15 protein-coding genes are annotated in these 16,539 nt (G+C 27.4%); all 15 read left to right on the top strand.

Annotated features, from left to right (window positions below):
* The first annotated feature begins 77 nt into the window (after positions 1–77).
* Positions 78–2,303, top strand: a complete 2,226-nt coding sequence (locus tag TVTCOM_RS05740; RefSeq protein ID WP_434798892.1) for a pyridine nucleotide-disulfide oxidoreductase/dicluster-binding protein — start codon at positions 78–80, stop codon at positions 2,301–2,303.
* Positions 2,304–2,525: a DVU_1557 family redox protein gene (locus TVTCOM_RS05745; protein ID WP_434798893.1), complete on the top strand. Its 222-nt coding sequence runs from the start codon at positions 2,304–2,306 to the stop codon at positions 2,523–2,525. It abuts the gene before it with no gap.
* Complete coding sequence (trsM, locus tag TVTCOM_RS05750; RefSeq protein ID WP_434798894.1) at positions 2,522–3,154, top strand: DVU_1556 family methyltransferase; 633 nt, start codon at positions 2,522–2,524, stop codon at positions 3,152–3,154. The genes TVTCOM_RS05745 and trsM overlap by 4 nt, the downstream gene beginning before the upstream one ends.
* Before the next feature lie 4 nt (positions 3,155–3,158).
* Positions 3,159–3,587, top strand: a complete 429-nt coding sequence (locus TVTCOM_RS05755) for a DVU_1555 family C-GCAxxG-C-C protein (protein WP_434798895.1) — start codon at positions 3,159–3,161, stop codon at positions 3,585–3,587.
* Between the two features lie 21 nt (positions 3,588–3,608).
* Positions 3,609–4,646 carry an XdhC family aldehyde oxidoreductase maturation factor gene (locus TVTCOM_RS05760; RefSeq protein ID WP_434798896.1) on the top strand — a complete coding sequence of 346 codons (1,038 nt, stop codon included), beginning with the start codon at positions 3,609–3,611 and terminating at the stop codon, positions 4,644–4,646.
* Positions 4,643–5,788, top strand: coding sequence for a DVU_1551 family NTP transferase (locus TVTCOM_RS05765; RefSeq protein ID WP_434798897.1), 1,146 nt, complete (start codon positions 4,643–4,645; stop codon positions 5,786–5,788). Before TVTCOM_RS05760 ends, TVTCOM_RS05765 begins: the two co-directional genes overlap by 4 nt.
* Positions 5,772–6,890: an aminotransferase class V-fold PLP-dependent enzyme gene (locus TVTCOM_RS05770; protein WP_434798898.1), complete on the top strand. Its 1,119-nt coding sequence runs from the start codon at positions 5,772–5,774 to the stop codon at positions 6,888–6,890. Before TVTCOM_RS05765 ends, TVTCOM_RS05770 begins: the two co-directional genes overlap by 17 nt.
* On the top strand, positions 6,883–7,167 hold the full coding sequence (locus TVTCOM_RS05775; protein WP_434798899.1) for a hypothetical protein: 285 nt from the start codon (positions 6,883–6,885) through the stop codon (positions 7,165–7,167). The genes TVTCOM_RS05770 and TVTCOM_RS05775 overlap by 8 nt, the downstream gene beginning before the upstream one ends.
* Positions 7,168–7,193: 26 nt before the next feature.
* Positions 7,194–8,519 (top strand): radical SAM (seleno)protein TrsS, encoded by a 1,326-nt coding sequence (trsS, locus tag TVTCOM_RS05780; protein WP_434798900.1) that lies wholly within the window; start codon positions 7,194–7,196, stop codon positions 8,517–8,519.
* Between the two features lie 3 nt (positions 8,520–8,522).
* On the top strand, positions 8,523–9,842 hold the full coding sequence (locus TVTCOM_RS05785) for a DVU_1553 family AMP-dependent CoA ligase (protein WP_434798901.1): 1,320 nt from the start codon (positions 8,523–8,525) through the stop codon (positions 9,840–9,842).
* Between the two features lie 11 nt (positions 9,843–9,853).
* Complete coding sequence (locus TVTCOM_RS05790; RefSeq protein WP_434798902.1) at positions 9,854–10,432, top strand: histidine phosphatase family protein; 579 nt, start codon at positions 9,854–9,856, stop codon at positions 10,430–10,432.
* 240 nt (positions 10,433–10,672) lie between these two features.
* Positions 10,673–12,010 carry an HD-GYP domain-containing protein gene (locus tag TVTCOM_RS05795; RefSeq protein WP_434798903.1) on the top strand — a complete coding sequence of 446 codons (1,338 nt, stop codon included), beginning with the start codon at positions 10,673–10,675 and terminating at the stop codon, positions 12,008–12,010.
* Positions 12,011–12,218: 208 nt separating this feature from the next.
* On the top strand, positions 12,219–14,210 hold the full coding sequence (locus tag TVTCOM_RS05800) for a sensor histidine kinase (protein ID WP_434798904.1): 1,992 nt from the start codon (positions 12,219–12,221) through the stop codon (positions 14,208–14,210).
* 157 nt (positions 14,211–14,367) lie between these two features.
* Positions 14,368–15,303, top strand: coding sequence for an iron-hydroxamate ABC transporter substrate-binding protein (locus tag TVTCOM_RS05805; protein ID WP_434798905.1), 936 nt, complete (start codon positions 14,368–14,370; stop codon positions 15,301–15,303).
* Positions 15,304–15,524: 221 nt separating this feature from the next.
* Positions 15,525–16,535 carry a FecCD family ABC transporter permease gene (locus tag TVTCOM_RS05810; protein ID WP_434798906.1) on the top strand — a complete coding sequence of 337 codons (1,011 nt, stop codon included), beginning with the start codon at positions 15,525–15,527 and terminating at the stop codon, positions 16,533–16,535.
* Positions 16,536–16,539: the final 4 nt, after the last annotated feature.

Below are 16,539 nucleotides of genomic sequence, written 5' to 3' on the forward strand. Positions count from 1 at the left end.
CTTAAGTATATTTTACAAGAGTTTAAGTCCCTTTTTAAATACTAAAAATGGATATAATTGTTTAAGGAGAATAGACTATGGAAAATCTTAGTCAAGATAAATTAAAAGAACTAGAAAGTAAATGCATTCAAGAAGAAGATCCTTGGTGTAATGCTATGTGTCCTATACATATAGATGGAAGACAATTATGTAAATCTGTTGCAAAAGGTGATTTTACTGAAGGCAGAAAAATATATGAAAAAAAAGTTATATTTCCAAATATAATAAGTAGGATTTGTGAAGAAAAATGCAAAAGTCAGTGTAAAAGAAAAGAACTAGGTAATTCCATAAATATTAGACAACTTGAACTGGCATGTATGAACTATGGTAAAGAAGTAAAGACAAGAGTTTTATTAAAACCTAAAAAGAAAGAAAAAATAATAATATTTGGAACTAGTTTAAGTGGATTAAGTTGTGCAATAGAATTAAAAAGTAAGGGTTACTTTGTTGATTTATATGAAAGTGAAGATATATTAGGTAAAAATATATATGAAAATTATAAAAATATATTAGAAGAAAACATTATAAAAAAAGATTTACAAAAAGTTGAAAGTGCAGGAATAACAATTTATTTTAGTTCCTCTTTTGAAAAAGAAAAGTTAAATGAATATAAAGAGAATTACGATGCATTAGTTTTTGATGGGAATATTTATAAAGAGCATCTATCTTATAATATGATAACTTTGCAGCATGAAAATGATAAAGTTTTTCACAGTCCAATGAATGTTTCAGCTGTAGAATGTATAAGTTTAGGAAAAAGACTTTCCACTTCTATAGACAGATACTTCCAACATAGTAGTATGACTCAAGGAAGAGAAAAAGAAGGGGTTTTCCAAACAAAACTATATACAAATTTAGAAGAAGTAGATATTGAATATGAAACAATTCCTAGTAATAAACAGTTTTATACAGAGAAGGAAGCTATAAAAGAAGGACAAAGATGTATTGATTGTAATTGTCTGGAATGTGTAAAAGGTTGTGAATTTTTAAAAAATTATAATTCTTATCCTAAAAAAATGGCAAGAGAAGTTTATAATAACTTATCCATTGCTTTAGGCAACAGAACATCAAACAAGATGATAAATTCATGTAGCCTTTGTGGTCAATGTAAAGCTATTTGTCCAGGAGGATTAGATTTAGGCGAAGTTTGTGAATATGCAAGAACGCAAATGGTAAAAACAAATAAAATGCCACCATCGGCTTTTGAATTTGCCATGGAAGATATGGAATTTAGTAATAGTGAAGAGTTTTTTACAGTTATGACGAAGGAAAATCTAAATTATGTGTTTTTTCCAGGATGTCAACTATGTGCATCTGAACCTGATTTAGTAAAAGTAATTTATAATGATTTGAATGAAAAATTAAAAAATGAAGTGGGATTAATTCTTGGCTGTTGTGGAGTAATAGGAAAATGGTCTGGACAGGAAGAAAAGTTTTATGAAGAAATAAAATTAATAAAAGAGACATTGGAGAAAATCAATAATCCTATTCTTATTACAGCTTGTCCTACATGTTATAAAATTTTTAGTTCTCATTTAAAAAATGCAAAAGTAAAAATGATTTACGATTATATTAGTGATAATCAATTGAAATTCGTTGGAAACAATGAAGAAATAGCTATAGATGATCCATGCACTGTTAGATATGATGATGAGTTACAAAGCCAAGTAAGAGAAATAGCAAAAAAACTTGGATTTAATCTAAAAGAGTTGAATTATAACGGAGAAATAACTACTTGTTGTGGATATGGTGGGCTTACTTGTTTTTCTAATAAGGAATTAAAGGAAAATATAGTTTCATCAAGAATTAAAGAAAGTGAACTAAATTATTTGACTTATTGTATAAATTGTAGAGATAGTTTTTTATCACAAAATAAAGATGCAAAACACATTTTACAATTAATATATAATTTTGATGGAAAAAATAAAAAACCTAATATTTCAGAAAGAAGATACAACAGAGTCCAACTAAAATTAGACTTAACACAAGAAAAAGATAAGACTAATAAATATGATATACAATTAATTGTTAATGATGATTTGAAAGAAAAGCTTGAAAATAGAATGATTTTGTATAAAGATATTGAAGATACAATAAAACATGCGCAAGAAACACAAGATATATTCTTTAACAAATCAAGTAATCATAACTTAGCATATTACAGGATAAAAAATGTTACATTTTGGGTTGAGTATAAAATTGAAGAAGGAAAATATTTAGTTTATAACGCATATAGCCATAGAATGAAGATAGAGGTGAATTAAATGAAAGAAAATTATGATGACTTTTATGATTACTCAAGTGAGTCCATGATTTGTGCCAAATGTAATGTGCCCCTTGAAAGAGGAAAAGTAACTCTAGAATATTTAGGTAGTAGTTTTCCTGTTGATTTACCCAAATGCCCAAAATGCAATAATGTATTTATAGACGAGAGTTTAGTGTATTCGAAAATGCTAAGAGTTGAAAAGGCTTTAGAAGATAAATGATTAATAAAAGAGATATATTTAGCTTAGGAGGCCTAAATCTTGTTAATGAAGTAATAGAAATGTATAAAACAAATGAGGGCATTAAAGTATTAGATGTAGGTTGCGGAAGTGGGTATTCGGTAAATTATTTATCTGAGAAGGGATTTGATGCAACAGGAATAGACTTCTCTGAAGACATGATTAATTTAGGGAAGGAAAGATATAAAGATATTAATATAAAAGTAATGGATGCAAACAATCTTGACTTCTCAGAAAACCATTTTGATTTAATTTTATTTGAATGTAGTTTGTCAGTTATGCAAAACCCAGAAAAAATACTAGAAAGTTGCAAAATGCTTTTGAAAAAAAATGGGATGATTTTGCTAAGTGACTTTTTCTTTAAGCAAACAAATATATATGATGATACATATACTCTTAATTATTGGAATAAATTGTTTGCAGATTTAAATTTTCAAACTATTATATTCCAAGACAAATCCAAAGAATGGAAAAATTATCTTGGAATGGTTCTTTGGGAATATGGAGAGTTGTCAGGATTACTTAGAGGGAATCAAAATAATAAAATAAATAATGATATATTAAAAAAGGAAACGGGGTACTTTTTAGTAATACTTAAAAAAAGGGATTGATATTATGGATGAATTATATATGGAAATGCTGGAATTATCATCTAAGGGGTATTATTGTAGTCAGATATTAATGAAGATTATTTTAGATTTAGAAGGAAAAGAAAACCCTGATTTAATTAGAGCCATGGGAGGATTAATAGGAGGTTTAGGTTTTAATCAGAAAATATGTGGAGCTCTTACGGGAGGCGTATGCATCTTAGGTTATTTTGCTTCAAAGGGCGAAGATGATGAAATAGAAGATGAAAACCTAAGAATTATGACAAATGAATTAATAGAGTGGTTTGAAAATGAGGGCAGTGATAATAAGGGAATAAACTGTGGTGAAATATTAGATGGAGATTTTGATAATAAATCAAAAATTTGCCCTAACTTAGTATTAAATACATTTGAAAAAGTAGTTGAAATACTTAATAAATATGGTTATGAGCTGTAATTAATAAAGGGAGAAGAGTTAATGAACATATATGAAGAAGGTTTAAAACTTTTAAAGAATAAAAAGAATTTTGTTTTAGCTAGTATAGTAAGTAGTACTGGTTCCACGCCTAGGTCAAAAGGGACACAAATGATAGTAAGAGAAGATGGTTCCATATTCTCCACAGTAGGAGGAGGCAAAATGGAAGCGTCTTGTATTGAAAAAAGTGTAAGTTCAATTAAAAATAAACAATCTTTTATTTATGAGTTTCGCTTAGATAATAAAGATGCTAACAAATCAGAAATGGTTTGTGGAGGAAATGGAGAAATTCTTATAAATTATATGGACGGTAACGACGATAATAACTTATTAATCATGGAAAAAGCAGCTGAAGCTATAAAAAATCACAAAAAAGGATGGATAGTTACAGTCTTAAGACAAAATAAAAAAGAAATGCTATTTATTGATTATGAAAATAATATAACTGGCGAATACTCAGGAAGCGAATTAATGAAAAATAAATTAGAAAATGGCATAGAAAGATTGAGTATTCACTCTGATGCTATTGATGATGAAAAATTTATTGTACAAAAAGTTCATACTATGGGAAAAGCTTATATATTTGGAGCTGGTCATGTATCTAAAGAAACAACAACAATTTTAGATATAATAGAATTTGAAACTATAGTTTTAGATGATAGAAGTGAATTTGCAAATAAAGAAAGATTTCCAAATTCTGAAGTCGTAGTTCTAGATAGCTTAGAAGAAATTGGAGATTTAGGTGTGGATGATGATAGTTATATTTTAATAATAACTAGAGGACATTTATATGACTACAATGTGCTTAATTGGGCATTAAAAACAGATGCATATTATATAGGAATGATAGGAAGTAAATCTAAGATTAATATGACTTATGAAAAACTTAAAAAAGATGGTTTTACAGAGGAAGATTTTAAAAGAGTTCATGCTCCAATCGGAATAAAGCTAGATGCAAAAACTCCAGGAGAAATAGCAGTAAGTATAGCAGGTGAGCTTATAAATGAAAGGGCAGCAAAGGAAAGAAGATTGGAAAAATGAAGATAAGTGGATTAATTGTTGCAGCAGGTTTATCTTCTAGGATGAAAGATTTTAAACCTTTAATGGAAGTAGAAAAAAAACCACTTATTATAAATACAATTAATAGTTTAAGACAGAGCGGAGTAGAAGATATAAACATTGTTGTAGGCTATAGAGGAAAAGATATAGAAAATTGTGTAAAAAATCAAAATGTAAATATAATTTACAATAATAACTATGAAAGTACTTTTATGTATGATTCCTTTAAACTTGGATTAAACAAAATAAAAAATAATTGCGATGCAATTACATTTTTACCAGGAGATGTGGGTTTTGTATCTAAATACACCATAGATTTACTAATTAAAGAAATAAACAAAAAAGAAAATAAGATTGTTTATCCAGTATACAAAAATACCATAGGACATCCCCCTATTATAAGCTCAAAATGTTTTGAGTACTTATTGAATTATAGTGGAAAAAATGGTTTAAAAGGTGGAATGGACTACTTTGAGGTAGAATCCAAGAAAATAGATACTCCAGACAAATTTATCTTATGTGACATGGATTACAAAGAAGATTTTTATAAGGTAAAAAATGATTTTGAAAATAGACAAATTCTATTCTTAGAGGATTGTATATATTTATTATCTTATTTTAATGTACCCAAGTCTATAATTAATCATGGCATAAAAATAAAAGACATATGTGAGGATTTAAGTAATTCCATTAATAAGAATAAAGAGATTATAAATGTGAATTTAATTAACTCAGCATCTATTTTGCACGATATAAAAAGACAAGAAAAAAATCACGGAGAGGTAGGCGCTGATTTATTAGCAAGTTTAGGATATGAGCAAATAGCTAATGTTGTTAGAAGTCATATGAAACTTGAAAAGGGTATGGAAGATGTAATAAATGAAAACACTATTTTGTATTATGGTGATAAATTAGTAATAGAAGATAAATTTGTAGATTTAAATAAGAGATTCCAGAATAAATTGAATAAGTATGAAAATAATAAAGAAATTCAAGAAAATATAATGAAAAAATATGAAACAACCCTTAAGATAAAATCCAACATTATTTCAATAATTGGAAGAAATGAATATGTAAAATTGGAGAATAAGTGGAGGGGGAACAATAATGATTTATTTAAATAATGGGGCTACATCTTGGCCCAAACCACAGTGTGTTGCAAATGCCATAAAAAGATCCTTAGATGAGGTACCATGTAGTGCTCACAGAAGTGGATTTGAGGAAGAAGAAAATTGTGATTGTAGGGAGCTATTAGCAAGATTACTTCAAGTAGACAGCCCTAATAATATTGTCTATGGTAGTAATGCTACCTATGGACTTAATTTAGCTATTCAAGGATTTAAATTTAATAATGGTGATAAAGTCCTAACTACAGCAGCAGAACATAATTCAGTCCTAAGACCATTATATTATCTTCAAGAAAAGGAAATTATCGAATATGAAATAATGGATGTAAATGAGGAAGGAAGAATAGATCCTCATTTATGGGAAGAAAAAATTAAAGAAATAAAACCTAAAATGGTTGTATTTACTCATGCATCTAATGTGACAGGAGCTGTCAATGATGCAGAAAAATTAACAGCCATCGCAAAAAAATATAACTGTGTAGTATTATTGGATGCTTCTCAAAGTTTGGGATTAATAGATGTATTTCCACAAAAGTGGAATATAGATATGGTAGCATTTACTGGTCATAAATATTTACTTGGGCCTCAAGGCACAGGGGGACTTTATGTATCTTCTAAAATTAAGCTAAATCCTATACTGCAAGGTGGAACTGGAATATATAGTGATGAAGATACTATGCCAGAAGAAATGCCTTTAAGATTAGAAGCAGGCACACCAAATGATACTTCATTTAAAGGTTTAGAGGCGGCTCTAAGATGGAGTTTTGAAAATCCTGCAAATAAAGAGAAAATAAATTATTTAGTAAACAAAATAAAAAAAGAATTAAAAAAAATGAATGTTAATGTAATAGATGTAAGCGGTGAAACTACCCCTGTAATTTCATTCACTATGGAAAATTATAGTGTAAATGAAGTAGGAGAAATACTTCAAATGAGTTTTGATATTATATGTAGAAGTGGACTTCATTGCGCGCCTTTAATTCACAAATGTTTAAAAACATCACCAAGGGGAACAGTTAGAATTAGTTTATCTAGATTTACTACAGAAGAAGAGGTAGATTATTTTATTAGTTCTATAAAGGATATAATAGATGGATAAGTTTAAAGTAAAAAAAGTTGATAATTGCTTTAAAAATAGTCAAACTTATGAGTATAAATTAAATATGGAAATAAACACAGAATTTCTTGAAAAGTTCCAAGGCTTAGGTAAACTAGAAATAAAAAATTTTAGACGACCGATTTTTATGATTGATTGTGAAAATGAAGATAAAATTAAAGGAGTTATTAATTCTAAGATTATAAGAGTAAGTTTTCCAGATTATATATGGAAAGAAAGAAAGGAAGCATTTGAAAAATTTTTAAATGAAATTTTATAGGTAGACAATATTACTGGGGGTAAACTATGGGAAAAATATTAGGTCAAGTGGAGAGTTTATGTCCTTATTGTTTAAAAAAAATAGTAGGACAAAAAGTAGAGTATGAAGATAAAGTATATTTGGAAAAATCTTGCGAAGATCATGGCTTTTTTAAGACATTAATCTGGGAAGGTAAGGATTACGAAACTTGGAGCGATGTGGAAAAATTTAAAACTCCTAATGTAGTAAGTAATGAAGTAAATAAGGGGTGTCCATATGATTGTGGCATCTGTAGTGAACACAGACAAGAAACGTGTTGCGTACTACTTGAAATAACAAATAGATGTAATTTAAAATGTCCTATTTGTTTTGCTTCATCTAATGAAAATACAAAGGAAGATATAAGTATAGAAAGAATTAGTGAATACTACGATTATCTAATGAAGTGTGGTGGTCCTTATAATATTCAACTATCAGGAGGAGAACCAACTCTTAGAGATGATTTATATGAGATAATTAAAATTGGAAGAGAAAAAGGTTTTACTTTTTTTCAATTAAATACTAATGGTATTAGAATTGGAGAAGATGAAAATTATATAAAAACTTTAGCTAATGCAGGGTTAAATACAGTATTTTTACAATTTGATGGTCTTAGTGATGAAGTATATTCTAAACTTAGAGGTAAAAAATTACTTAGAATAAAATTAAAGGCCATAGAAAATTGTAAAAAAGCAGGAGTAGGAGTAGTTCTTGTTCCTACTATAATGCAAGATGTAAATGTTAATCAAATAGGGAAAGTTATTAATTTCGCTATAGACAATATGCCAGCCATAAGGGGAGTGCATTTTCAACCTGTAAGTTTCTTTGGAAGATATGAAAATCGAGATGAAACTTACAGAATAACAATTCCTAAAATGTTAAGAGAAATAGAAAAACAAACGAAAGGTAAGATGAAAATAGAAAACTTTATGGGTGGAGGAGCAGAAAATTCCTACTGTTCTTTTCATGGAAATTTCCTAGTAAATGAGGATAAAAGTTTAAAGCCTTTAGGTAGTAAAAGTAATTGTTGTTGTAAACCAACTTCTTCAAAACAATCTAGAGAATTTGTGGCAAAACAATGGTCAGCGGTGAAAAATTCTTCAAATAAAAAAGAGGCTAAAAATAATTTTACAAAGTCTTTAGATGATTTTCTAGATAGATTTGATAATTATACTTTGGCCATATCTGCCATGCTATTCCAAGATGTATGGAATGTGGATTTAGATAGGCTGAAACAATGTTATATACATGTAGTAAGTGAAGATATGAAACTTATACCTTTTTGTGCATACAACTTAACAAATATAGATAATAAAAGTTTATATAGGAGATAATGTATGAGATTAGATAATTGGATATGTGAAAAAATTAAAGTGAAGAACAAATTGAGTAGAGAAGAACTAGAAAAATACCAACTAAATGCATTAAATAATTTAATTAAATATGTAAAAGAAAACTCACCTTTTTATAAAGAATTATATAAAAATTTAGATGAAATAAATTCTTTAGACGAGTTATATAAAATACCAATTATCAATAAAGATGACATAATTGAAAATGGAAATAAAATGGTGTGCGTTAATCAAAGTGAGATAAGTCGAATAGTTTCTTTAGACACATCTGGAACTATGGGTAAATTCAAAAGGATTTACTTTACTGAAGAAGATCAAAAACTTACAATTGATTTTTTTATACAAGGACTTAGTTTTCTTGTTAAAAAAGATGATGTAATGATGATTATGCTTCCTTTTGAAAGAGAAAATAGTGTGGGAGACCTAATAAAACAATCTTTAGAAATTATGAAGGTTAAGCCTGTGATGAATGGTAGTCTATCTTCTTTTAAGAAAACTACAGACATTATGATAAGCAATAAAGTAAATTCTATTGTAGGCATGCCAGTGGAAATTTTAGCTTTAGGAAAATATATAAAAAAAGAAAATTTGCCCATAGAAATTAAGAGTATTTTATTAAGTGCGGATATGGTAAATAATACATTTATTGAACAAATAAAGAAGGTATATAATTGTGAAGTATTTAATCATTTTGGAATGACAGAAACTGGTCTTGGAGGTGCGGTTGACTGTAATTGTCATGAGGGAATGCATATTAGAGAAAATGATTTACTAGTAGAAATTGTAAACCCTGTTACAAAAGAAAAAATGGAGGACGGAGGAAGTGGGGAAATATTAATTACTACTCTAACGAGAAAAGCAATGCCTCTTATAAGATATTCAACAGGAGATATATCTTCTTTTGCAATTGGTAGTTGTAGTTGTTCTAGTGTTTTAAAAAGACTAGACAAATTAAGATATAGAATGGATGATAGAGCTCATATAGGTAAAAATTTGTATATAAATATAAACTCTCTAGATAATATCGTATTTAATTTAGATAACCTTATAAATTATAAAGTAGAAGTTGAAAGTATTGATAATTATTATGAGTTAAAATTACAACTAGTTTTTTTTGAAGAGGAGAAAAAAACTTTATCATATAATGATAAAGACTTAAAAAGAAATATAAAAGATTTATTATTAAGAAATCCAAGGATTAAGAAGTCTTATGAAATAGGAATGTTAAAAATACACATAAATCTAATGTATGCAGATGAGTATATTAATTTATATAGAGGAAAGAGAAAAATTATATCTATTTAAAAGGATAAAATATGAATATTTATTTAGTAAGGCATGGGGATCTATATTGGGAAGATAATATAAAAAAATGTATAGGAATTACAGATATTAATTTAAATGAAGAAGGTATTAAAAAAGCTGAATTGGTGGGTTCATTTTTAAAGGATAAAAATATTAGTAAAATATATACGAGTAGTTTAAAAAGATGTAAAAAATCTGCAGAGATTATATCATCTATTTTGAATGTACCTTATCATATAGAAAATGAACTTATGGAAATTAATATGGGTATATGGGAAAATAAGTCTTTTGATTATATTAAATTAAAATATCCAAAGGAATATGAAAATAGAGGGAAAAATTTATCTACTTTTAAAATTGAAAATGGAGAAACATTTTTACAATGTTATGAAAGATCAAATAATATATTTAGAAGAATAAGTGAAGAAAATTATGATAATAATGTTGTTATAATATGCCACAGTGGTGTTATAAAATCTATAATTTCTTCAATTGAAAATATACCTTTAGATGAAATACTAAGTATAAAATTAGAATATGGACATATTATTCATATTAATTATAATAAAAAACAGTATAAAATAATATAAAAAACCATGAAATTCAGATGAAAAATCTTTATTTTATGGTTTTTTATTTTAAATAATTAAATATAATTTTAAAATTATGTAAAAAAACTATTACTTAAAAACATATAAATGGAAAAATGTTACAATAAAAATAGTATAGAAAAGTTGGAATATATTATTAAAATAAAAATAAAAAATTACAAAATGAATAAATAAATACTTTTGAAAAGTCTTACAAAAATCATAAAAAGAGGGGGGATTATGAGTTTGATAGAAGATATATTCGAAGGTTTTCAATGTCCAGTATGGATAAAAAACAAGAAAAATAAAATAGTATTTGTAAATGAGACTTTTAAGTTACACTTCAATGAAAAAAATGAAGATACGAATAAATTATTTCAAAAGATTAAAAACATAAATTACAAAGCTACAGATATAGTAAAAATTAATAACAAAGTTTATAAGCATATCACTTATATTAATTATAAATATAAAGAAGTAATAGGTATATTAGTGGATTTTTCTGATATGACTAAAAGCTTAGAACAAACTTATGAAAAACATATATTAAGATATTTAAGATATACAGATGGATTAACGAACTTGTTTAATAGAACATATTTTGATATAAAGGTTGAAGAAATTATAGAAAATAAAAAATTTCCCATGGGATTAATTTTAGGTGACGTAAATGGATTAAAAATAGTAAATGATACTCTAGGGCATTTAGAAGGGGATAAACTACTAAAGACCATGTCTAAAATATTGTTACAAGCAGCTGGTGAAGAGGGAACAGTATTTAGGTGGGGAGGAGATGAGTTTGTTATACTATTACCTGAATTTTCGGATGTTCAATGTATAAGTATTATGAAAAAAATAGATGACTTATGTGAAAATAATGCACGTGAAAATATAAATTTAAGTATTTCAATGGGATGTTCTATATTAAATGAAGGAGATAGTATTGATAAAGTATTAGTTGAGGCAGAAGACAAGGTATATAAGAAGAAGATGCTTAGTGGTAGATCTGTCAGAATATCAATGTTAGAAACATTGAAAATTAATTTAGCTAATAAAAACCTTGAAACAGAAGAACATACACAAAGAGTATCTGTTTTTTGTATAGAAATTGCAAAGGCATTAAACTTAGATGATGATACAATAGAAAAAGCATCCTTAATAGGTAGACTACATGATATTGGTAAAATAGGTATTTCAGAACATATATTATTGAAACCTGGAAAATTAACAGACGATGAATATGAAACTATGAAGACGCATTCTGAAAAAGGATATAGGTTAGTTAGTCTTCTACCAGAAATTAATTGCATTTCCAGAGAAATATTGACTCATCATGAAAGGTGGGATGGATTAGGATATCCTTTGGGATTACAAGAAGATGAAATACCTATATTATCTAGGATAGTATCTGTAGTAGATTCTTTTGATGCTATGACAAATGATAGATGTTACAGAAAAGGTAGAAGTATATATGAAGCTATGCAGGAGTTGAAAAGATGTTCGGGCTCACAATTTGACCCTAAAATAGTACATGTATTTACGAAAATTATTGAAAAATCAAATATAAAAGTAATTTGAATTTTTTCATAAATAATAAAATATATGATAATAAAGTTAATCATAACAGAAATCCTAGTTAAGGATAACTAGGATTTTTTTAGGTCCATATTTCTATAAATGCTATATTTATCAATGAAAATTTGTTACTATATATTTGTGTAATATTATCAAAATTGCAAAATAAATGTTTATTTATATACATTGTTATACGAGGGGGATTAAATTTATGATTAACAATATCATAAGTGATAGAGTTTTGATAGAAAAAGAAAAGAAACTATTGGAAAAGATAATATTTTTTGTGTTACTAGTTTCATGTATTTATATTTTTAATATATTTTCTAAGATGGGGGAGGAAAAATCTTATTTAGAATCAACTTTATTTTTTATAAGAAGTTTTAGTTCCATATTATCAGTATTAGCTTTTGGTAGTTGTTTAATTTCATATAATAGGTTAAAAAAGGATAGTATTTTTATTATAGCTTTAATGTATCTAGGATTATCTGTAGGAATAGTATTAGGACAATTCGATTTTCTTAGTTTTTATTACAAAGAATACTCTTTGTTTAGCTATGTTACAGTTTCCACATCTATTCTTAGAATATTTTTATTAATAATAGCTATAATACCTAAAAGCAAAATCAAAACACTTATTGTTAATAATAAAAAAGTATCAATATTGTTTGTGGCATTATATACGATAATATTTTATATTTTAGAAAAAAATATTAACTTTTTTACATATTTTCATAGTACAGATTTCTTTATAATGTACAATTATTTTTTGACAGTAGTTTATTTCTTATGTGCAGCAATACTATTTGTTATGGGAATAAAAGAAAAAGAATATATATTTGTAGTATTAGCTTCTAGTATTTTTATGCTAGGAATTAAAGCAATGTATGCAGTTAATGCAGCTAATGCAGCTAATGCAACGTCATTTTATGTAAAGCTAACATCAGTTTCCATTACATATACAATATTTTTAATTATAATTGCCGGATCTTTTATTGAGTTATATTTGTACATAAATAGAACAAAATTACTTAATGAAAATTTAAGTCTTTTTTACAATTTAACTGATAATCATAAACATAGTTTTATGTGTATTTGCAAGGAAGATGGAGAAATAATATATGGAAATAAGAAGTTTAAAGAACATTATAAAATTAATTCATTTGAAGATATAAAAAGATTAAAGGTATCATTTGCAGTATTAGTAAATAAATTAGAAAATAAGGATGAAATAATAAAATGTTTAAATACTAAAGGGGTATGGAGAGGAATAATTAAAAGCCCAGATGGAGATATGTATGTTGATTGTTCATTACAAGTTATAGAAACATTTGATTCCAAAAGAGAGTATGCTGTAACTTATATGGATATATCAAAAATAATACGCAAAGAATTAGAGGTGGAAAAGCTAAAGGTATATAATAAAGAGAGAACTGATTTTATGTCTAATATATCTCATGAACTTAGAACACCAATAAATATTTTTTACTCAACAATTCAACTTCTTGATATTTCACTGATAAAATCAGACAAGGACTTTAAGGAGATGTATAGAAAATATAGAAAAACTTTACATGTAAATTGTAAGAGAATGTTAAGGTTAATTAATAATGTGGTTGATATTTCAAAAATTGAAACTGGAATATTAAAAGGTAAATTTGATTACTATAATTTAATTTCCATAGTAGAAGATGTAACTTTATCTGTTGTAAATTATGCTCAGTTGAAATCTATAAACATACAGTTTGACACTAATGAAGAAGAATTTATAGCAAAATGTGATCCATCTATGCTAGAAAGAGCATTACTAAATTTACTTTCAAATGCAATAAAATTTACTCCAGAAAATAAAAATATTTATGTAAATGTATATGTTAATGATGATTTTGCTGAAATAAATATAAAAGATGAAGGTATAGGAATATCAAAAGATGACAAGTCTGCTATATTTGAAAGATTTGTTCAAGCAGATAAATCATTGACTAGAGAGAACGAAGGTAGTGGAATCGGACTAAGTATAGTAAAATCTATAATCGATCTTCATGATGGATATATTAGTGTTGAAAGTAAAGTTGATGAAGGAAGTACTTTCAAAATAATACTTCCAAATAGATGTGATGAATGTATTGATTATAATATATACGATATAAGCAATTATAATACAGAATTAGAACTATCTGATATATATGAAATATTAGTATAAAAGTCTCCTAAATGGGGATTTTTTATTTTTAAAAATATAGTTATAATTTGCTTGACCATAAAAAGAATGGATGGTATAATAAATTTACAAAATGATAATGATTATTATTTATATTAATTAATGATAATTAATATTAAAACAATAAGGAGATATTGACGTGAAAAAAATAAAAGCATTAGCAGTGTTAACATTAGCACTTACAACATTCGGATTAATAGGTTGCTCATCAAATGAAGCAGAAAAACAAGATAAAGATACAATAGTAGTTGAGACAGTAAAAGGAGAAGTAGAAATACCAGCTAATCCTAAGAAAATAGTAGATATATCAGGAAGTAGTGAAGAGTTATTATTACTAGGACACACTGTAGTAGGTACGGCTAACGTGGATTCTTATGACACAGAAAATGTACCATCATATATGAAAGACTCATTAGGTGATGCAAAAGTAGTTGGACATTCAATGATGGAAACAGCAGATATAGAAGCAATACTAGCTTTAGAACCAGATTTAATTATAATGGCACCAAGACAAGAAGAGATATATGACCAATTAAAAGAAATAGCACCTACAGTTGTGTTAAAAGATCAATCAAATGATTGGGAAGCAAAATTAAAGGATGTTGCAAAATTATTTGGACAAGAAAAAGAAGTTGAAAATTGGCTAGATACTTATTATAAAAAAGCTGAAGCGTTAGGTAAAGAGATAAAAGAAGCTAACGGTGAAGATACTACTTACTTAACAGTTTTAGCAAGTTCAGGTTCGTTTATGGTATTTAGTGAAGGTGGAATAGGAACAGTTTTAAAAGAAGATATGAAATTACCTCAACCAGCTAATATGCCTGAGCAAGATAATATAACTCTACCAACTGTTACTATGGAAGGATTGTCAGAAATAGATGCTGACCACATAATAGTGATAGCGACTGAGTCAGATAAAGCTGATTTAGCAGCTAGTTCAGTTTGGTCTGAAATAAGAGCAGTAAAAGAAGGAAATGTAACTATATTAAATGCAAGTCCATACTTCTCTCAAGCTTATAATCCAATAGGAAGAGAATTAATATTAGAGTCTGTTAAAGACGCTGTTATAGAATAATAAATTAAGTGGGTGGGGAGAAGATTTACTTTCCTCACCTTTTTACTTACTAGGATATTATAATATTCTTTTGCCTGTGGAAAACTTCTAGATTAAAGTATTATCAATACATTTAAGAAGTAGTCAAAAAATAAATTTTGAACAAGGTCGTTGCCTGAAGCGGTAGCGCAGGCATCTCGTTGGCAACATGAGCGAAGCGAATTTTATAAGGAGGAGAATAAGTGGGAAAACAGAAAAAGAAAAGAATGGCATTAATGATTATGATGCTTGGAATTATACTACTTGTAGGTGGTATAGTAGTATCAATATCACTGGGTGCTAAAAATATAGATATTGGAACCATAATAAGTAGTATTTTTTCAGATAAAAATGATATAAATACAAAAATAATTAGAGATGTAAGAATACCAAGGGCTCTTGCAGCTACATTAGTTGGAGGCTTTTTAGCTGTATCAGGTGCCATAATGCAAGGTATAACTAGAAATCCCATAGCGGAGCCATCAGTAATGGGTATTACTCAAGGAGCTACATTTATGATAGCAGTAGCTTTAGTACTACAAAGAATTAATCCTGACTTAGTTCTAAATAGTTTTACGAAAATGATATTTGCCTTTTTGGGAGCTAGTATAAGTGGACTTTTAGTTTATTTTATAAGTTCTAGAAGCATTAGAAAAGTTGATCCAGTAAAGCTAGCACTAGCTGGAACGGCAATGGGGACTTTATTAATTTCACTGGCTATGGGAATTTCTATGTACTTTAACTTATCGCAGGAATTAAGTTTTTGGATATCTGGCGGACTTACATCAGCTAAGTGGCAAGGAGTTAATTTGCTTCTAATAGTAGGAGGAATAGGATTTGTTGCAGCAATGATAATGGCACCCAAAATTACAATATTAAGTTTAGGTGAAGAAGTAGCTATAGGATTAGGTCAAAAAACTAACTTAGTAAGATTAGTATCCTTAATAATTGTAATATCACTTACAGGAGCATCAGTCTCAGTAGCTGGAAATATAGTATTTGTGGGACTTATAGTTCCTCAAATAATTAGAGGTATTATAGGATCAGACTATAAATATATAATTCCATTATCAATGTTATTTGGATCAGTTTTATTAGTATATAGTGATATACTAGCAAGAATGATTAACCCTCCTTATGAGACGCCAATTGGATCTTTAACAGCACTGCTTGGAGTTCCAATATTTATTTACCTTGTGAGAAAGGAGAGTTAATAAA

Origin of the sequence: Terrisporobacter vanillatitrophus (assembly GCF_051148895.1) — a bacterium.
Taxonomy (GTDB): domain Bacteria; phylum Bacillota; class Clostridia; order Peptostreptococcales; family Peptostreptococcaceae; genus Terrisporobacter; species Terrisporobacter vanillatitrophus.